Origin of the sequence: Methylobacter tundripaludum SV96 (assembly GCF_000190755.2) — a bacterium.
Classification (GTDB): Bacteria; Pseudomonadota; Gammaproteobacteria; order Methylococcales; family Methylomonadaceae; genus Methylobacter_A; species Methylobacter_A tundripaludum.
This window is the reverse complement of the sequence record NZ_JH109152.1, coordinates 1,852,176-1,872,370: the sequence shown is the minus strand read 5'-3', so window position 1 is coordinate 1,872,370 and position 20,195 is coordinate 1,852,176. Positions and strand designations below refer to the sequence as shown.

The 20,195-nt window shown below is 46.8% G+C and carries 18 protein-coding genes; 17 read left to right on the top strand and 1 reads right to left on the bottom strand.

What is annotated here, in order from left to right; translation table 11 throughout:
• Positions 1-105 precede the first annotated feature (105 nt).
• The 16 genes from METTU_RS08535 (at position 106) to typA (ending at position 18,881) form a co-directional block, all read left to right on the top strand.
• Positions 106-1,413, top strand: a complete 1,308-nt coding sequence (locus tag METTU_RS08535; protein WP_006889414.1) for an ISNCY family transposase — start codon at positions 106-108, stop codon at positions 1,411-1,413.
• A gap of 224 nt (positions 1,414-1,637) precedes the next feature.
• On the top strand, positions 1,638-1,886 hold the full coding sequence (locus METTU_RS08530) for a DUF4160 domain-containing protein (protein ID WP_040579717.1): 249 nt from the start codon (positions 1,638-1,640) through the stop codon (positions 1,884-1,886).
• A gap of 352 nt (positions 1,887-2,238) precedes the next feature.
• Complete coding sequence (locus METTU_RS08525; protein WP_006890960.1) at positions 2,239-3,177, top strand: glycosyltransferase family 2 protein; 939 nt, start codon at positions 2,239-2,241, stop codon at positions 3,175-3,177.
• A gap of 284 nt (positions 3,178-3,461) precedes the next feature.
• Complete coding sequence (locus METTU_RS08520; protein ID WP_006890958.1) at positions 3,462-4,355, top strand: glycosyltransferase family 2 protein; 894 nt, start codon at positions 3,462-3,464, stop codon at positions 4,353-4,355.
• Entirely contained in the window at positions 4,348-5,346 is a 999-nt protein-coding gene (locus tag METTU_RS08515) for an NAD-dependent epimerase/dehydratase family protein (protein WP_006890952.1), read from the top strand. Before METTU_RS08520 ends, METTU_RS08515 begins: the two co-directional genes overlap by 8 nt.
• Positions 5,347-5,879: 533 nt before the next feature.
• Positions 5,880-6,383 carry an acyltransferase gene (locus METTU_RS24940; protein WP_217182862.1) on the top strand — a complete coding sequence of 168 codons (504 nt, stop codon included), beginning with the start codon at positions 5,880-5,882 and terminating at the stop codon, positions 6,381-6,383.
• A 3-nt stretch (positions 6,384-6,386) separates the two neighbouring features.
• Positions 6,387-7,577, top strand: coding sequence for a glycosyltransferase (locus METTU_RS08505; RefSeq protein WP_006890950.1), 1,191 nt, complete (start codon positions 6,387-6,389; stop codon positions 7,575-7,577).
• Between the two features lie 2 nt (positions 7,578-7,579).
• Positions 7,580-8,734, top strand: a complete 1,155-nt coding sequence (locus tag METTU_RS08500) for a glycosyltransferase family 4 protein (protein WP_254257942.1) — start codon at positions 7,580-7,582, stop codon at positions 8,732-8,734.
• Positions 8,727-9,839, top strand: coding sequence for a glycosyltransferase (locus METTU_RS08495; protein ID WP_006890948.1), 1,113 nt, complete (start codon positions 8,727-8,729; stop codon positions 9,837-9,839). Before METTU_RS08500 ends, METTU_RS08495 begins: the two co-directional genes overlap by 8 nt.
• Positions 9,836-10,723 (top strand): glycosyltransferase family 2 protein, encoded by an 888-nt coding sequence (locus tag METTU_RS08490; protein WP_006890947.1) that lies wholly within the window; start codon positions 9,836-9,838, stop codon positions 10,721-10,723. The genes METTU_RS08495 and METTU_RS08490 overlap by 4 nt, the downstream gene beginning before the upstream one ends.
• Positions 10,724-10,733: 10 nt before the next feature.
• Complete coding sequence (locus tag METTU_RS08485; protein WP_006890946.1) at positions 10,734-11,684, top strand: UDP-glucose 4-epimerase family protein; 951 nt, start codon at positions 10,734-10,736, stop codon at positions 11,682-11,684.
• Between the two features lie 291 nt (positions 11,685-11,975).
• Positions 11,976-12,935, top strand: a complete 960-nt coding sequence (locus METTU_RS08480) for an MraY family glycosyltransferase (protein ID WP_254257841.1) — start codon at positions 11,976-11,978, stop codon at positions 12,933-12,935.
• A 58-nt stretch (positions 12,936-12,993) separates the two neighbouring features.
• Positions 12,994-15,003: a polysaccharide biosynthesis protein gene (locus tag METTU_RS08475; RefSeq protein WP_006890944.1), complete on the top strand. Its 2,010-nt coding sequence runs from the start codon at positions 12,994-12,996 to the stop codon at positions 15,001-15,003.
• Positions 15,004-15,141: 138 nt separating this feature from the next.
• Positions 15,142-16,056, top strand: a complete 915-nt coding sequence (locus tag METTU_RS08470) for a LysR family transcriptional regulator (RefSeq protein WP_006890943.1) — start codon at positions 15,142-15,144, stop codon at positions 16,054-16,056.
• A 438-nt stretch (positions 16,057-16,494) separates the two neighbouring features.
• Complete coding sequence (locus METTU_RS08465; protein ID WP_006890942.1) at positions 16,495-16,887, top strand: rhodanese-like domain-containing protein; 393 nt, start codon at positions 16,495-16,497, stop codon at positions 16,885-16,887.
• Positions 16,888-17,069: 182 nt separating this feature from the next.
• Entirely contained in the window at positions 17,070-18,881 is a 1,812-nt protein-coding gene (typA, locus tag METTU_RS08460; RefSeq protein WP_006890941.1) for a translational GTPase TypA, read from the top strand.
• Positions 18,882-18,961: 80 nt separating this feature from the next.
• Here the strand turns inward: typA and METTU_RS23150 are convergent, their stop codons facing one another.
• On the bottom strand, positions 18,962-19,183 hold the full coding sequence (locus METTU_RS23150; protein ID WP_150107762.1) for a hypothetical protein: 222 nt from the start codon (positions 19,181-19,183) through the stop codon (positions 18,962-18,964).
• 98 nt (positions 19,184-19,281) lie between these two features.
• Between METTU_RS23150 and METTU_RS08455 the strand changes: the two genes are divergently transcribed.
• A complete protein-coding gene (locus METTU_RS08455) occupies positions 19,282-20,163 on the top strand; it encodes a DUF3014 domain-containing protein (protein ID WP_006890940.1) in 882 nt (293 codons plus the stop codon).
• The last annotated feature ends 32 nt before the right edge of the window (positions 20,164-20,195 follow it).

Here is a 20,195-nt window from a genome sequence, read left to right as displayed (position 1 = left end):
CTTGTAAGCGCAATATAGTAATGTCCTGTTTTAGCAAAGTAGAAATGTCCTCTCCGGTGTAAATTTACAGTTTTTTGTAAATTTACACCATGGATAACGACAGCTATGCAGGACATCATTACTATGAGCAACAAAGAATTACATCGCATAGAAATTCTACAAAAATTGATTGATAAACGGCTATTCGAACATGAAGCTGCCAAGCAATTAGGTTTGAGCGTTCGCCAGATCAGGCGGTTAAGAAAAGCGTATAAAGCTAATGGAGCCATAGGTGTTGTCAGCAAGAAACGCGGTAATCCAAGTAATCACAAGTATCCAGACTCGATTAAAGAATTGGCCATAGCTTATGTCAAACAATACTACGTTGATTTTAAGCCAACTTTTGCCTGTGAAAAATTAAGTGAAAACCATGAGCTAACTATTTCTCGGGAAACGTTACGAAAATGGATGATTGATGCGGAATTATGGATACCCCAAAGTAGTCGGTTAAAACGCGTCCACCAGCCTCGTAATAGACGTGAATGCTTTGGTGAGCTAATACAGATTGACGGCTCGCCACATGACTGGTTTGAAGGCAGAGCGCCTAAATGCACACTTCTTGTTTATATCGATGATGCAACGGGGAAACTCATGGAATGCCAATTTGTAAAATCAGAGTCAACGTTCACTTATTTTGATTCCACTCGCCGATATTTAGAGAAGCATGGCAAGCCCGTTGCGTTTTATAGTGATAAACACTGCGTATTTCGTGTTAATAAAACAGGTGAATTAGGTGGTGATGGTGTCACTCAATTTGGAAGAGCCTTAACCGAATTGAACATTGATATTATTTGCGCCAATACGCCGCAGGCCAAAGGCCGCGTTGAACGTGTCAATAGAACCCTGCAAGATCGTTTGATTAAAGAAATGCGGCTTATGAATATTTCTGGTGCCGAACAAGGAAATCAATTCTTGCCGGAATTTATGGATAAATTTAACAAACAGTTTGGAGTGGAATCAGTTGATTCCAAGAATATGCACCGTGAATTGCTGCCTCATGAAGAATTAAATGAAATTTTTTCATGGCAGGAAAATAGAACTTTGTCTAAAAATCTAACCCTGCAATACGACAAGGCACTCTACCTGATTGAGGATTCAATTGATAACAGAAGCCTGGCCCGGAATAAAGTGACCGTTTATGAATACTTCGATGGCACAATAAAAATCAAATGTGACAATCGCGAGCTCCCCTACCGCATATTCGATAAAATCAAAAAAATCGATCAAGGGGAAATAGTAAGTAATAAGCGATTGGGAGCGGTTCTAAATTTCATCAAAGAAAAACAGGATAAAAATGATGAAAAACGCAGTGCGGGCGCTCCATCAAGACAACACTTGGGCGAAGTGAGCACCACAATAATTAGAAATGGATGAAAACCCCACCTCCTCCTGATCGTGAGTAAAATTGGGTAGTGGAAAAAGAAAACCAATACAGGGGACACTTCTACTTTGCAGCATAGAGGACATTTCTAAATTGCGTTTACATGAAAGCTCCTTCCTCTTTCCACAATGGCTGGTTATGTTAAATCATGAAGACTTCTGTAGTTTCTCATTGATTTGAACTAAAATCGCAATTCTTAATTTGTTAGAGGTTCTCTATGCCAACTATCAGCATGTTTTACGGAATTCTTGTCTTGATGTACTTTCGAGATAATAGGCGTCACCATCTTCCACTCATTCATGTTCGCTACCAAGGCGAAGAGGCCGCAATATCCATTGCTGATGGCTCTGTCTTTGACGGACGTCTTCCTCCTAAGCAACTCAAAATGGTACAAGCGTGGATTGAGATTCATAAGGAAGATTTGAGGATACCTCAGAAGATACCTCAGGGTCTGACCCCTATTTAAAATAGACCCCTTTTAAAATAAACACATTTACATCAATTTTAATTCGATCATGTTTTGCCATTAAGTCACTTGTCTTGCAAAGAGGCTTTTGAAAAAGCGGGATTTATAGTCGAAGAAGTAATTCCCAAATTCGTTCCATTCTCAACGGCTAGTCAATTGCCGCAATGGCCTATTTTAGTGAGGCTTTATTTGACATTTCCACCAATATGGTGGTTTCTTGGAGGACAATTTGTAATTGTTGCGAGAAAAAATTAAATGCTTGGCAAGGATCGTGAGGTGAGGAACAAATCGCACCGATCGCGATGAGGTTTTGACATGGGCTATTTCGCCTTTTTTAAATTTTGAGAGGGTAATGATAAAAAAAAATTATTGCCACGATGTGTCGGCAGTGTTGGTTACCTATAATCCCGACACCGAAGCTCTTCGTGCTGCAATTCAAGCCGTTTCTGGTCAAGTATCTGATATTTTTATTGTAGATAATGCTTCGTCAAACTTTTCATCTGGCTGGTTCGATAAACTTGAAGATCAGGCAAATGCAAAATTTCACCTGCTCCGGCAGCAAGAAAATTTGGGAATCGGCGCTGCCCATAATATTGGGATTAGGCGCGCAATTGAGCAAGGCTCAAAATTTGTATTGTTGCTGGACCAGGACAGTCAGGTAGGGCCGGATATGGTGATTCGATTGCGATCCGCCTGTGCCGCATTGAATGAAAAAGGTTTTCAGGTAGCGGCAATTGGTCCTCAATACCGCGATGCAGAGAATGGTGTGTTATCTCGATTTGTAAAAGTCGGGATGTTTCGTTTTATTCATTGTGGATGCGAGAATAATACATCCTTTGTGGATGCGGATTTTTTAGTTTCTTCCGGGTCATTACTTTCAATTGCAGTGCTGGAAGTTGTTGGGCTAATGGATGAAAGCCTGTTTATTGATCATGTGGATACGGAATGGTGCTTTCGTGCAAAATCCAAAGGATTCCAAATATTCGGGCTATGTGGCGCGGTGATGATGCATGCGCTCGGAGAGCAGCGAAAGGAAGTTTGGTTTTTGCGTAAGCGGACGGTGCCTTTTCACAAGCCTTTTCGGTATTACTATATGTTTCGCAATAGCGTATTACTGTACCGTCGGAGGTATATGCCGTTGAGCTGGAAATTTGCCGATATTGCCAGATGTTTAAAAATCGCGGTTTTCTTTAGCTGGGCAGCAGAGAATCGTTTAACATGTCTTAAAATGATGTGCCTTGGTGTGATTGATGGCTTGAAGGGCAAAAACGGTATACGTAATGGCTTATGAATTACATAAGTATTGAGGCTTAGTTTTTGGATAACGGTCCCATTGCTTAACGGGTGAAAAAACTGGCCGGCTACAATTGCCAGAGAAGCCTGTTTTTCAGAAATCGCCGTTAGCATGAACCTCGCAATCTGGTGTAGAACTTTGCGAAAGACATGTCAAGTGTCTGTTTTGGTTGCTGTTGTTGAGGCAAGTGACGCAGAATCTGGCGAATACTATCTGCAAAGAAACGCCGATTTAATCAGCACCACCCCAATGAATACAACAAAACTTTGTAGAAAATATATATGAATGCCGTCATTTCGACAATCATCGTCAATTATAACGCTGGTGAGCTGTTGCGTAGCTGTGTCGATTCGTTGCTGAATTGTCCTTTGGAAATTGAAATTATCGTGGTTGATAACGCATCGACGGATGGCAGTTTGGATGCTTTGCAAGGCTTGCCATGCGTACAGATAATTAAAAATCCAACCAACGTTGGTTTTGCTGCGGCTTGTAATAGTGGGTCACGTGTTGCCTCTGCTCCGTTCCTGCTGTTTCTTAATCCGGACTGTTGCTTCAAACCGGGTACGTTGGCCAAGTTGTTGGAAGCTATACACGTGGATGAGCGCGTGGGTATGGTCGGGGGCTTGCTTGCTAATTCGGACGGAACCGAACAAGCAGGTGGCCGCCGGGCTATACCCACGCCTTGGCGTTCTTTTGTGCGCGCATTTTGGCTGGCACGTTTTTCGGATCATTGGCCGCATTTGTTCTTTGATTTTCACTTGCATAAACAACCGTTGCCGGATCACGCCATTGAGGTGGAGGCAATTTCTGGTGCCTGCATGATGGTCAGACGTGCGGCAATGCAGGATGTCGGAGAATGGGATGAGGGCTATTTTTTACATTGTGAAGATCTGGATTGGTGTATGCGCTTTGGACAACAAGGGTGGAGGATTCTGTTCGTTCCATCGGCGCAAATCACTCATGCGTTAGGAGTTTGCGGGAGAAGTCGGCCGGTGTTTGTCGAATGGCACAAGCATAAAGGGATGATTCGTTTTTACAAGAAGTTCTTTCGACACCAGTATCCGGGGGCGCTGATGGGGTTGGTTGTGGTAGGCGTGTGGCTGCGGTTTGGCCTCGTGGCTACTTACTATTCAGCCAAACGTGCCGGACAGGCGTTGGGGTTTGGGCATGGTTGATAATGCGACTCCCATGACCTCTCTCCCAGAGGGTGATGGATTACCGCTAAACCTTGTAGGTGTTCTTGGTGCGACCAGTTCGGTGGGGACCTGTTTGCTGCCGATGCTGACTGAGGCAGGGTGGCAGGTGACGGCGTTCTCGCGGTCGGCGGTCGGGCAGAGCGGAGATAGGGTGGCGTGGCGGCAGCTTGGCTTTTCTTCTCCAGCTCCCCTGATGGAATCATTAGCCATTCAGTCAGGCCATCAAGCGGCAACGACCCTGTCGCCGGCCCTTTCGCGTGCGGGTGAGGAGAGCATTTCGTTTTGGATTTGTGTCGCTCCTATTTGGGTGTTGCCGGATTATTTTGCCTTGCTTGATGCGCAGGGCGCGAAGCGTGTGGTGGTGCTGTCCTCCACCAGTCGGTTCACCAAGGAGGATTCCACCGACCCGGAGGAACAGGCCATAGCACTTCGGCTTACTGATGCGGAAGCGCGGGTGCGGGAGTGGGCGGAAAGCCGCGGGGTGGAATGGGTGATTCTGCGTCCTACGCTGATTTATGGCTTGGGGCGGGACAAAAATATTGCCGAGATTGCGCGATTCATCCGGCGGTTTGGCTTCTTTCCCTTGTTTGGCGAGGCAAACGGCCTGCGCCAGCCTATTCACGTAGCGGATGTAGCAGGTGCATGTCTGGCCGCTTTGCGGGCGCCTTGCGCAGCGAACAAGGCGTATAACATTTCCGGTGGCGAGACGCTCACTTATCGCAACATGGTCGCACGTGTGTTTTCTGCTCTCTGTCGTCGTCTGCGCTTGCTGACTGTCCCGCTCTGGACTTTCCGCTTGGCGGTGACTATGTTGCGCCGCTTGCGGCGTTATCGGCAGTGGTCGGCTGCCATGGCCGAGCGTATGAACCGTGATTTGGTGTTTGATCATGCTGACGCATCGCGAGACTTAGGATTCAAGCCCAGGGCGTTCGTGCTGTCGGCGGAGGATGTGGCACATGACACATTTTGAGGGTTACCATGTATAGAGATGTAGTGTCAGATTGTTGTGATTATGTGAACTCAGACCCCGCACTGTTTCGTTCGGTCGACCTGGTTTGGGGTAAGGGTGTGTTGACGATGCCTTCAGTAAATTAGTCTGACAGGCGAGTTTAAAATGCGTCATGTTGTGCGTAAAATGATAGAGTATACGCACATAGATTCTTTATTGCTAAATCCATGAGTCATAAGTCCGCATCTTTAATTTCCATTGTCGTTACCCCGTTTCCAAAAGCGCTAATATGATGTAAGAATGTATCGGTAGTGCCGTATAGCGGTATGGTACAGAAGGTATTGGTTAAAGCTGGCAATATTAAAATAAAAATCTTAAATTGCATGATGAAGTTAAGAAATGAACACTCTTCAAATATCCAAATCGATTTTAAACCATGGTGTTAAGTAGACGAAAATTTTCTACAGATGGCCGTCGGTTGGGCTTTCAACAAGGGAAAAGCATAAGTTCATTGAAAAGCGTGGTCGAATTGGTATGTGGCTTTTCAGTTTGTTATGGCTATAAAAATGCTTAGACATTTACTAAACTTTCTGCTGCTTATATTGCCGCCATCGCGGTGCTTTTGGTTTAGACGGCTATGCCTTAAATTAAGTCATGTTGAGATTGGCGAAAATGTCTCTGTATGTGGCCGAGGTTGGATATATGGTCGCGGCCAACTTCGTATTGGCCGTGATACGTGGCTGAGTCCTGGTGTGATTTTTTACACACACATGGAAGTTCCTATTTTGATCGGTGAGCGCTGTGACATAGGTCCGGCCGTTGAGTTTATTACGGGGGGGCATATCATTGGTACAGCATCGCGTCGGGCGGGTACTGGAACGGCAAAGCCTATAGTGATTAACAATGGCTGTTGGATTGGTGCGGGCTCCCGAATATTGGGAGGAGTCAATATCGGGCCTGGAGCGGTCGTTGCCGCCGGTTCGGTTGTAACACGTGATGTGCCGGCAGACGTACTCGTGGGTGGCGTGCCCGCCGTATTCAAAAAAAAGCTTACTTAAACGATGCGTAATCTTTTTTTTATTTGCAATGCTCTTGATGATGTAACGCGCCTCGAAAGAGGCATTGTAACGGATAGCCCCGCGGCCTCACGTAAGGTCTTTCTTTTATCTAAAGCTATGCGTAAAGCAGGGGTGCGTGCATTAGTCATTAGCTTGGGACGCGGCAAACAGAATAACTCTGGTCGTTATTTTCGCGGTAAGGTGTATCGGTTGGATGGTGTGCCTGTTATTTACTTACCTTTTTTTCATTTCCCGGTTCTTTCCGAGTTGCTGACATTATTTTCGTCCGTTCCAATACTCTGGGGTTTGCATAGAAAAAAGGTGAAGAAAACAGCTCTTTTTTATAATCGCATGTCGGCCTACTTGCCCATTTTGATTTTCGCAAAAATTTTTCGGATTGAGACGGCATTGGATTTGGAAGATGGCGCGATTGATTTAAACCTTTGGTCTGTATCCGGTATAAGGTCACGTATTTTAAGCCGGCTCTTCGATAAACTATGTTCACGAGGTGCGCTACTTGCGTGCCGGGCGCTTGAAAGCACGACCAAGCTGCGGCCCACCCAATGTTGTTACGGGACTACAGAAGCCCTGTCTACAATAGCAAGCTGGGATTTGTCGCCAATCACCGTTCTTTTGGGAGGAACAGTTTCATACGACACCGGCGCACCACTGCTAATCAACGCCATTAATATGTTGCGAGAGGAATCCCCGTCATGGGCGAAAAACATAAGCTTTAGGATTACCGGCAAGGGCGACTGTCTTGAGCAGTTTAAAGCGTTGGCGGACAGCCCCGGAGATCCCGAAGTCATTGTATACGGCCGCACAACAGACGAAGAATACAAGCAGATACTCGCGGGGACTCATGTTGGCCTTGCCCTTAAACCAAACTCAGGCGCACTTGCAGATACGACATTCCCATCGAAAGTCATTGAATTTGCCAGCCAAGGCATACTCGTCGTCACGACGGACATTAGCGATGTTCGAAAAGTGCTTGCTGAGGGCGCTATCTATTTGGAGGCTGACGATTCGGAACTGCTGATCGAGAAGCTGCGTTGGATTGTCGAGAATCGCGATGCCGCAAACGCTTTATCGCTAAGTGGTGTGCAGGCCGTATCGGCAGTATGCGCACCGGAAAGAGTGGGTCAAATGCTGAGCGAGTTCCTGTTTGAGTCTTCAACTGGAGCGCAACATTGAAAGTGGTCAGTTGGCATCCTATTTTAACGGATCATCAGTCATATACGTTGGAAGCGCTGCAACAGGCGGCAAAATGCCCTCTAACAGTGTATGTCGCCAAGACTGAACATCCATCGCGGCAATTACAAGGCTGGGTGAATCGACATGCGGCATCGCTTTCCCCCCAGCTGATTCCGCAAAAAGGGTGGGTCAAGTATATTATTCAGCAGCTTCTGGCGCATCGAGATGCTGTCCATCTTTTTGGCAGTCCATTTGAACAACCGAGGTTGATTGTTACGTTATTGCTGGCCATAGCAATGGGGCTAAGAGTGTTTCTAATCTCGGAGTCTTATTCTCCAATTTCTGCCGGTTATCTAACTGATAAGCATAAACTCATTAATTGGGCTAAAGCATTACTGCGCCCAATTTTATACCGTTTTTATGGTGCGATGCTGAGCCGCCGTATCGCCGGCGTCTTCGCTATTTCACCACTTGCGGCATCGCAATATCGAAGTATCGGCATAGCCAAGGAAAAAATCTTTCCCTTTGGGTACTTTGTGCCGCGTTCTGAACGCCTTCGTTCAGAACCGCCGGCGACCGATTCGAAAAAGACCGGTTTAAGACTGATTTTCATCGGGACATTGATTACAACCAAGGGATTGGATGTATTGATCGAGGCGGTTAGAAACCTGAATGGAAATGGAGCCGCGGTCACAGTTGATGCTTACGGTTATGGCGATTCCCATCAATTCGATTTCGACCAGTCTACCGTTCGGTATTGCGGCTTGATTCCTTTCGGAGAATCGCAAGCCGTTATTGCCGATTATGACGCTCTCGTGCTGCCGAGCCGATATGATGGTTGGGGAGTCGTCGTTAATGAGGCACTGATGGCGGGAGTTCCGGTTATTTGCAGCGACCGGGTGGGCGCGGGAGCAGTCATTGAAAAGTGGCGATGCGGCGTGATTTTCACCAGTGAAGATGTGTCTGATCTGGAGCATAAAGTGAATGCGTTTGCAAACGCACCAGAACATTTGGAAAAAATGCGTCTTGCGGCCCGGAATGCTGGTGCGGCGCTTGAGCCTGACGTGGCCGGTCGTTATATGTTCGATGTGCTCAGAGATGACTTGTCTAACGCAATGCAACCGAAGCCTTCTTGTCCTTGGTATGATTATGACTGAGCACGTCAGGGAAAGAAAGGCGGTTCGTCTTCATCTTACCAATATTGCAGGGCTTGGCGCTGTTCAATTAATTCAGTCCTTGCTGCCGAATTTTGAGCGGCTTTTGGATTATAAATTGGAAGCGGTTTACCTGCCGTCTCGGGGCGAGCTTTCCAATTACGAAACCGCTTGTCATGAAACCAAATTGATATGCTACAAACGATATTTACCCAATTCAATTTCAAGATTACTGGAATGTACGCTATTCGGCAGCAAGTTTGATGGCACTACTCCGTTGCTGGTGCTAGGCGATATACCTGTCAGGAGTAAAACGAAACAAACGGTCTTCGTTCAAACTCCCCTGCTGGCGCAAGGTGCAAGTACAGGCAGGCAACTTGGCGCTATCAAGTATTGGATAGCACGTTGGCTGTTCAAGCTCAACATAGGCTATGTTTCAACCTTCATTGTTCAAACTGAGGCCATGAAAGCGGCTCTTATTGATACCTACCCAGAAATAATAGGTCGCGTACATGTCATTGCGCAGCCCGCTCCACTCTGGCTACTTGAATCTCAACTTAAACGGACTCAAAGGAATATTCGGACAGACTCTGGTTTGCGGCTTTTTTATCCGGCTGCAGTTTACCCACACAAAAATCATCGCTTCTTAAGAGCGATTCAGGCTGATCGAGCAAACGTATGGCCTGTATCTGAATTATTACTTACAATTCCAGAAAACTTGAATCCAAACCCTGCAATAGCATGGATACATTGCGTCGATAGGCTTGCCCCGGATAAAGTTATAAAGGCATATGAAAATGCAGATGCACTTTTATTTCTTTCTCTTTCCGAGAGTTTCGGGTTTCCGCTTGTCGAAGCAATGTGGATAGGCCTGCCGATTATTTGCCCTGACCTGCCTTACGCTCGAACGCTTTGTGGGAATCAGGCGATTTACTTTAATCCTGAGGATTTGAATTCGCTGTATGTCGCTGTAGTAAATTTAAGCGAGCGTCTTGATTCAGGGTGGTGGCCGGAGTGGTCAGAAAACCTTAAGGTAATACCGCGAAACTGGGAAGAAGTTGCTGCTGCGATGTTGGGTCTTGCGACTGATGAAGGAGAGGCCGCTTGAAAGCAATAATTGCAGCCTCAGTGCATTCCGCGATAAAAAATGATCCTGACTGCAAACTTAACTGTTCATCCCAAACGCATAAGGTGGAGGGCGGATTACGTTCTCAAGGCATCTATAAGCATTCATTGCCGGGTAAGCCGTTAATCACGGTAATTACCGTAGTATTTAATGGTGCGGAAACAATACGGGACACAATAGAAAGCGTTATAAAGCAGAGTTATGAGAACATTGAACATATCATTGTTGACGGCGGCTCTAGCGATGCAACGGTTGATATTTTGAGACAGTACGATCATATCATCGATTATTGGAGTAGCGAAAAGGATGGCGGAATCTACGATGCGATGAACAAAGGTATATCCCTTTGTTCAGGAGAGTATGTTGGTATGTTAAATTCAGATGATATGTTTTCTGATGAAAATGTATTGCAAGACATAGCGGACAGGTTTTACATGGCGAAAGTAGATGCAGTTTTTTCCTGTCTCAATATTGTCGACAAAAATAATCTTAAAAAAATTCTACGGAAGTATCGGGTTGCCAAATTTAATTCTGCGTTACTGCGGATCGGAGTAATGCCCCCCCACCCTACCTTTTATTGCAAAAAATCTTGTTATGAAGAAGGTGGGATGTATAAAACGAATTATAAAATAGCTGCCGATTTTGAGATGCTGGTCAGGTTGCTGATCAGGCAAAAAATATCGTGGTCATTTATTGATAAGGTCACAGTGACTATGCGTTCCGGTGGATTGAGTAATAGCGGATTTATGTCGAGTGTTAAGCTGAATTGGGAAATTGTCAGGGCGTGCAAAGAGAATGGGTTATATACCAATATGTTATTTCTGGCGTTGAAACTCCCGATCCGCTTGTTTGAGTTAATACGGTGAGTTCGAGTATATGAAAATGTTGGTCTCGGGAGCTTCAGGTTTTATAGGTAAATCGCTCTGTGCTGAATTGTTTCGCCAAGGGCAATCCGTTCGTGCGGCATTGCGCCTTGAGAATTCACAAGTCGAAAATATTGAGACCGTGTCAATCGGCGAGATAAACGGCGAAACGGATTGGACGAATGCATTGCTCGGTATAAAAGTGGTTATTCATCTTGCTGCGCATGTGCATGTAATGAAGGATAGCGCAGCCGATCCGCTGGATGAGTTGCGTAAGATAAATATTGAGGGTGCCTGGAATCTTGCTCGACAGGCGGCCGATGCAGGCGTGCAGCGCTTCATTTTTATCAGTTCGATCAAGGTAAATGGTGAAGGTACGCTGTTGGGACGGCCTTATACCGTTGAGGATCAACCCGCACCAGTTGACCCTTACGGTATTTCCAAGCTCGAAGCCGAAGAGGCGTTACGACAATTGGCTGATGAAACCGGTATGGAAGTAGTGATCATTCGCCCGCCTCTGGTCTATGGGCCGGGCGTGAAGGCCAATTTTTACAGTATGATGCATTGGCTTGAGAAGGGTATCCCGTTACCTTTGGGCGCCATTCATAATAAGCGCAGTTTTGTTGCATTGGATAATTTGGTCGATTTGATCATAACCTGCATTGATCATCCGGCAGCGGCTAACCGGACATTTTTGGCGGCGGACGGTGAGGATCTGTCTACTACCGAACTGTTGCAACGCATGGGCAACGCATTGGGCAAGCCCGTCAAACTGTTTCCTATGCCTATCTGGATATTAAAAGCCGCCGCTATGTTGGTGGGTAAGCGTGATATGGCGCAGCGTTTGTGTAATTCACTTCAAGTTGATATTAGCGAAGCGCGTGATCTGCTGGGCTGGCAGCCTCCTGTGAGTGTGGATGATGCTTTGAAGAAAACGGCAACGGATTTTTTACAAAAATCATAGCCTGTTTGATTTTGGTAATATTCAAGTTAAGGCATTCGGTTTTTTACGCCGACGATTTTCTACGGGACCCGTTTTCAGTAAGTTCACGGAAATAATCTGCATTATCGGAGTTCTGGCTTCGGCAACTACTCCTGTGTCGCTCTACCTCCTCTATCCGTGGCGTCGTACCCCCCGCGTCCATATCCATACAGTCGTCAATGACTAAGTGAGGCACAAATGATTTTTTGGTGGTTTATTTTGCTAACGAGTGTAGCGTCTTGGGCGCTCACCGGTTTTTTGCGCCGGTACGCCTTGGCGAAGAACTTAATCGATATTCCCAATGAGCGCAGCTCGCACTCGGTGCCGACGCCCAGAGGCGGCGGTGTTGCTGTTGTGGTGTCGTTTCTGGCTGTTTTGCCCATTTTAAACACGTTTGATTTGCTTTCTACCCCTGTGTTTTTGGCTTTATGGGGCGCCGGGTTCGCCGTTGCGGTAACTGGTTTTCTGGATGATCACGGACACATTGCCGCGCGCTGGCGCTTATTGGTGCATTTCGGTGCGGCGGTTTGGGGGCTTTATTGGCTGGGCGGCTTTCCTCCGCTCGCGGCTTTTGGATATTCGCTGAATTTGGGATGGCTTGGGTATCTGTGTGCGGCGGTTTATATAGTTTGGTTGCTCAATCTTTACAATTTCATGGATGGCATCGATGGCCTTGCCGGTATTGAGGCGATTACGGTTTGTTGCAGCGGCGCGTTGATGGTCTGGCTTGTTGCGCCGGATTCAACGGCTTGGATGCTGACGGCCTTTCTGGCTACAGCCGTTTTGGGGTTTCTTTTTTGGAATCTTCCGCCCGCCCGTATTTTTATGGGGGATGCCGGTAGCGGTTTTTTGGGTATTATGCTGGCGCTGCTTTCGGTGCAAGCGGCGTGGATTGACCCCCGGTTATTTTGGGTATGGTTGATTTTGCTGGGCGTATTCATTGTTGATGCAACCGTTACCTTGTCTCGCCGCGTATTGCGGGGGGAGAAGTTTTATGAGGCGCATCGTAGCCATGCCTATCAATATGCATCACGCATCTTGGGCGCTCATCGCCCGGTTACGTTGGCAGTAGCCGCTATTAATGTTTTTTGGTTGATGCCTGCTGCCGGACTGGTTGCATTGGATAAATTGGACGGCATTGTGGGGCTCATGGTGGCGTATTTGCCGTTATTATTGTTGGCATATCGTTATAAAGCGGGTGATCGTCAGGCTCAAGCCAGGCAGGCCAAGTGAACTTATTTAATCGAGTATAATAAAACGGGTTATTGCGATAAATAAGTAGGACTAATTCATGAGATCACACACGCGCACTTGGTTTATTCTCCTTCCACGACAAAAGAAGGCCTTTATCCTCATTAGTGCTGATGTATTTTTTGCCATATTTGCTCTTTGGGCTGCTCTTTCTTTGCGCTGGGGAGAGCTGTATGTCCCCAAAAGCGACGAGTGGTATCTGTTTGCTGCTGCGCCTGTTATTGCTGTGCCTATTTTTATTAAGATGGGCTTGTACCGGGCGATTATTCGCTACATAGAGGTTAGGGCGTTATGGACCATTATTCAGGCGACTACGCTGTATGCACTGGTTTTTGCGTTTGTCCTGTATGAGTCCGGCATCAAGGGTGTTCCTCGGACGGTGTTGCCGTTAAATTGGTTGAATATGATGCTGCTGGTGGGTAGTAGTCGTTTTTTTGCACGTTGGTGGCTGGGAGAGCTTTATTTAAACTTGGGGGGAGGCCGGGGGGTAAAAAGTCATAGCAAAAAAAATGTAGTGATTTACGGCGCGGGAAACGCCGGGGTGCAGCTGGCTTCCGCATTAGGCTATGGGCGCGAATTCAGGCCCATAGCGTTCATTGACGATGACGTGTTGTTACAAAAACAAAAGGTCAACGGCCTGCGGATTTATCCGCTCAGTTCCTTAAGGTACTTGATAGAAAGGCATCAGGTTTCAGATATTCTGTTGGCTATGCCATCGGCTAACCGGGCGCGTAAAAGTGAAATTATTCGTTTATTAGAGCCTTTTGCCGTTCATGTCATGTCCATGCCTGGCTTGTCTGATATTGCCCAAGGCAAAGTCACCGTTGATGCGCTACAGGAGGTTGATATTGCCGATCTCTTGGGACGCGACGCAGTAGCGCCCGATCAGTCGCTACTGCATGCCAATATTGCCGGAAAAGTGGTGATGGTAACCGGCGCAGGCGGTTCTATCGGCTCCGAACTTTGTCGGCAAATTATCCGGTTGCAGCCGAATTCGCTGATTCTTTTTGAAATAAGCGAGTTTGCGCTTTATGCCATAGAAAAAGAGTTGCAGCATCTGTTAACCAAACGCCGCGCCGGTTCACGACTGGCCGACGGCACACCCGCCATCCCCGGCGATATAAACAATGCTGAGGAAATAAAGCTTATTCCCGTGTTGGGTTCGGTCACGAACGCCAAGCGCTGCGAAAAAATATGCAATACTTTCAAGGTGCAAACAATCTATCATGCGGCCGCTTATAAGCATGTGCCGATGGTCGAAAGAAATCCGGGCGAAGCGGTCTGGAACAATATCTTTGGCACTTTGCATGTGGCACAGGCAGCGATAAAGGCGGACGTTGAAACCTTTGTGCTTATTTCAACGGATAAGGCCGTCAGGCCAACTAATACCATGGGAGCGACCAAGCGCTTTGCTGAATTGATTTTGCAGGCGCTCAGTTTAAATGCCGTTAATAATCTTCGGACCCGTTTTACGATGGTGCGGTTTGGTAATGTATTAGGTTCTTCCGGATCCGTTGTGCCGTTGTTTAAAGAGCAGATCGCAAGAGGCGGGCCGGTAACGGTGACTGATGAAAGAATCATTCGCTATTTTATGACCATACCTGAAGCGTCGCAGTTGGTTATTCAGGCGGGTGCAATGGGCCATGGCGGCGATGTGTTTGTGCTGGATATGGGCGAGCCTATTCGTATTGTTGACTTAGCCAAGAGAATGATTCATTTGAGTGGTTTGGAAATCAAGGATGCTGAGCATCCCGACGGCGATATTGAGATTAGCTATACGGGTCTAAGGCCTGGAGAAAAACTGTATGAAGAGCTGTTGATTGGCGATAATGTTTCCAAGACCGATCACGCAAGAATTATGCGCGCACAAGAGCACGTTATTCCCTGGGCCGAGCTGGAGAAAATGCTGGCAACCTTGGAGCAGGCAACAGAAGACGATGATTTTGAGCGGGTCAGGGGCGTTTTGGCCGATGCCGTTACCGGTTTTATACCGCAGTGTGAAATTGAAGACGTGTTATGGAAAGAAGATAGGCGGCTGGTGAATGGATAAAAGCGATTTAGGCAGTCAACTATGCAAGGATATTTGTTGGATACAATATAACGTATAATGAAGCTATTATTTTGATTATAAGAAACAATTGGCTTTGTTAAACCGGTCACCCTTTTCAGGATTTAAAGAGATAACCCCATGGATAAATTAACCAGCATGAACGTTTTCGTTCGCGTGGCAAAGGCCGGAAGCTTTGCTGGTGGTGCGCGTGACCTGGATATTTCCAGGGCCATGGCAACCAAACATATCATGCATCTTGAGGGTGTGCTGGGTACGCGATTATTCAACCGGACCACACGCAGCTTAAGCCTGACCGACGTGGGCGCATCCTATCTGGAACGATGTCAGCAAGTGTTGCTTGAGGTTGAGGAAATGGAAGCCGCGGTAACGCATCTACAGACGGAGCCGAGAGGCGTTTTAAGGATCAGTGCGCCGCCGGTAATCGGCTCGACGCATATCGCTCATGCCGTATCTGAATTTCTGAAAATACACTCCGATTTAACCATTGAAATGATTATACAGAGCAGCCCCGGCGATTTGATAGATGAGGGGATCGATGTCGCTATTTTTCTGGGCGCTTTGGATGATACCAGTATGTTTGCCCGGAAATTAGCCAGTTCGTCGCTGGTTGTTTGCGGATCACCGGATTATTTTGAGCAATACGGTATCCCCGAGACGCCGGAAGATTTGGAAAATCACAGCTGTCTGGTTAATTGGGCCATTGCACCGAGAAATAAATGGCTCTTTAAAGGCGAAGCCGGATATACAGGAATCAATGTTTCCGGAAGAATGCAGGCCAATGTCGCCGATCCGATACGAATCGCTGCAATTAGCGGCTTGGGGCTGGTGATGTTACCCACTTATATTGTCGGTCGGGACATTGAAAAGGGCAGGTTGAAAGTTGTTCTGGAAGATTATACGTCGCCGCCTTTGGACGTTCATGCGGTATATCCGCATCGAAAGTATTTGTCAGCTAAAGTAAGAAGCTTTATGGACTTTTTGCAGGAATGGCTGGAGCATCGGGTGAGTGTTATCCCGCCGGTAATGGAATAAGAATGGTGATCAGCAGGGCATTTTGGCGGTGATTGCCTGATATTTTGTTTGTTGTGATGAGTTATATAGCGGCTTATGCGGATTAGCCAAAGCCTCTGCTGATGACCTAGCCGTATCCCTGTCGGTAAGGGCTAAACACTAATACTTGGCAAGAAAAACGTAGCCATTCTGAATGTATAAAGCGGCTTTGATGGCATTGTCATGAGTTGGTTTCTTGACCGTGGCCTAAGGGATGAGATAATAGGCAGTCATAAACCATGGATTTGGGCTTTTATGCGAGAAAAAGCAGTGGCGTAGGACAAACGTAGTGATGTTGAGCTTATTACAGCGATGCGCTTCGTGCCCGTAACCTGATAGCCCTGACGCATGGACGCAAAAAGTACGATTGCCGGGAGCAATTGCCGAGAGCGTCAAAAACGCACATAGAGATTAAACACGATGATAGAAAATTTAGATCCGCAACAGGCATGGGATTTGTTACAAAATAATTCCGATGCCGTGTTAGTGGATGTAAGAACAAAAGTTGAACATTCCTTTGTAGGACACCCTCCCGGCGCAATATCAATTCCCTGGAAGGAAGCGCCCGATTGGCAGGTTAACCCACAGTTTGTTGCCGAAGTTAAAAAAATTGTACTTGATCGCAATGCGCCGATTTTATTGCTTTGCCGTAGCGGCCAACGTTCGCTGGATGCGGCAAAAGCGTTGGAAGAGGCCGGTTATCAGTTGTTGATTAACATTGTCGACGGTTTTGAAGGCGCCTTGGATGAGCACAAGCATCGAGGCAATCTTGGCGGCTGGCGCTTTCAGGGCTTGCCTTGGGAGCAGAGTTAACCTTATCTCCAAATTGGACCAAGCAGGGTGCGTCCAACAAAATCTAAACAGCAGTCATGACGGCATGTCGTCCTTTCTTTCCCCGCAATTAACCCATTAGGGTGCTTCCGCACTCATCATGCTTAAAAGAATGCGCACAACGCCTTCTACATTTGTTTATTTAAACCTTAGAGACCATAAAAGTGATCGAAAAATTAAGAAATATTGCAATTATTGCGCACGTTGACCATGGTAAAACGACCCTGGTTGATAAATTATTGCAACAGTCCGGCACGTTTGCCGCTCATGCAAAAGTAACTGAGCGCATTATGGACTCTAACGATATTGAAAAAGAACGCGGTATCACCATTCTGGCCAAGAATACGGCGCTGGATTGGAACGGCTATCATATCAATATCGTCGACACCCCAGGCCATGCCGATTTTGGCGGCGAAGTAGAGCGGGTATTATCGATGGTCGACTCGGTATTGTTACTGGTTGATGCGGTGGACGGCCCAATGCCGCAAACCCGATTCGTTACCCAAAAAGCGTTTGCTTTGGGCCTGAAACCGATTGTGGTCATCAATAAAATCGACCGCCCGGGCGCACGTCCGGATTGGGTTGTCGATCAAACTTTCGATTTATTCGATCGCTTGGGCGCAACCGATGAACAATTGGATTTTCCTATTGTTTATGCTTCGGCAATCAATGGCTATGCCGGATTGGAACACACTATCACCGGCGGCGATATGACTCCGCTGTTTGAAACGATTATTTCCAAAGTTAGCCCTCCGCCGGTTGATATAGACGGACCTTTCCAAATGCAGGTTACCAGCCTGGATTACAACACTTACACCGGCGTTATCGGTATCGGTCGGATTCAGCGCGGCACTATCAAGCCGAACATGCCGTTGGTTATTGTTAATCGCGAAGGTGTTGAGCGTAAAGGTCGTATGCTGCAAGTCTACGGCTTTCATGGTTTGGATCGCGTTGAAGTTCAAGAGGCCCGCGCCGGCGATATTATTGCCTTTGCCGGTATCGAAAAGCTGGAAATATCGGACACCATCTGCCATCCCGATAGCGTAGAAGCCATGACACCCTTGTCGGTTGATGAACCGACGGTAACCATGACTTTTCAGGTCAATAACTCGCCGTTTGCCGGACGCGAAGGCAAATTTGTCACTACGCGCCAAATTCGCGACCGGTTAGACAAAGAACTGCAACATAACGTCGCGCTAAAAGTTGAAGATACCGGAGACCCGGATAAATTCAAAGTATCAGGTCGTGGTGAGTTGCATTTATCGGTATTGATTGAAAACATGCGCCGCGAAGGCTTTGAAATGGGCGTATCGCGTCCTGAAGTTATTCTGAAAGAAATTGACGGTAAAAAGTGCGAACCGTTCGAAATGGTCACCATTGAAGTGGAAGAAATCCACCAAGGTACGATCATGGAAAAATTGGGCGAGCGTAAAGGCGACTTAACCAATATGGTTCCTGACGGCAAGGGACGTATCCGTTTGGAATACATGATGCCGTCGCGTGGTTTGATCGGTTTCCAAACCGAGTTTATGACCGCTACTTCCGGTTCCGGTTTGCTGTACCATGTATTCGACCATTACGGTCCGATGAAACCGGGCGAAGTGGGCAGTCGTCAGCGTGGTGTGATGATTTCAATGGTTGCTGGTAAAGCCGTCACGTATTCATTGCATCCGCTACAGGAGCGTGGTGAGTTGTTGTTGGTGAATGGCGATGAAGTTTATGAAGGCATGTTAGTGGGCTTGCATTCACGCAGTAATGATCTAACCGTCAACCCCTGCAAACCGAAGCAATTAACCAATGTTCGCGCATCGGGTACGGATGAAAGTTTGGTGTTAGCCAGAATTCAGAAAATGACTTTAGAGCAAGCATTGGAATTTATTGCTGAAGATGAATTGGTTGAAGTCACGCCAAAATCAATACGCTTACGCAAGAAATACTTAACTGAAAATGAGCGCAAGAGAGCGTCCAAGGGATAAGTCAGGGAAATAATGTTGTTGGCTTGCTCGATCATCGGGCAAGCCAACGCTTAATTCTTGTATTAAAAACTATCGCTAAATCAGGAGTGCCCGGTCGGCGCACCCTTTATGCCTGCCTTTGATTGTAAAGGTAGTGTTGAATGCCAAATCAGCCTGAATTCTTTGGGCGAATTCAATCCATAAACCGTTGGGTTAATCCCGCCCTGCAAACGTTCAGTATAAACGTGCGAAGCTTTCGATTTTGCCCATTCCCGCTCCTCTATCCCTGCAAGCGCAGTATTTTGATAATTTTTAATGCTCAAAATCCATCAAAGCAGGAAGATTTCTGTCGTTACACGCATAACGAGCCGGTTCGCATAGGTATATAATCGCGTGGAATTATACGCATAAGGTTTTACACATGAATCGATACGATCAGGTTAAAGATAAAAAAATCGGCGGGGGCGTGATCTTGGTGGCGATTATTTTGATCGCTTTGACGGGGGGAGGATGGTTTTACTTTGAGCATCTGCAAAGCAATGCCGTAACAGGACCTGAAACACGAATTTTGGCGCTTCCTCCAGGTTCCAAAGAGACAGGGACGGTTGATCCGCTGTCGCTCAGTGAAGCGATAGACGGAGTGACTACGACAGAAGCGGTTCCCGGAGCAGCGACTGACACTCTTGTAGAGCTACAGCAGGATGCCTCGTTTATTTTGCCTGATCTTGATCACAGTGACGCGCTGTTGCGAGAGGAAATGACGGGTATTTCTCCCATGCTTTCCGGGTGGCTGAATACTGACCAGTTAGTCAGAAAATATGTGGTTATCGCAAACGATTTTTCGCAGGGATTGCGTCTTGAAAAGAATTTGCGCTTTCTTGAGTTGGATCAGCCGTTTGCAGTCGATCAGGATAATGAAAACCTGTTTATCGCCACGAAAAGTTATCAGCGCTATGACCGGCTGGCTGCGGCAATAAATGCGCTGGATGTACAGGCAACGTTGGCAGTGTATAAAAAATTCAGGCCGTTATTGGTGCAGGTTTTTAGGGAGTTTAGTTATCCGGACGAGTACAGTCTGGAAGATATTTTCACAAAAGCGGCGGCGGTAATCCTTGCCGCGCCGGCTAGAGACGGGCAAATTGCATTGGAAAGACAATCGGCACGCTATAAATTTGCCGATCAGCAACTTGAGGCATTAAACCCGGTACATAAACAGATGCTGCGCATGGGGCCTGATAATACCCGCATCATCCAAAATAAATTGCGCTTGTTTGTTGCAGGTTTGGCTAACTTAAAAGAATAGTTTTATCGTTCGGGTAGTTACGCCGTAAGGTG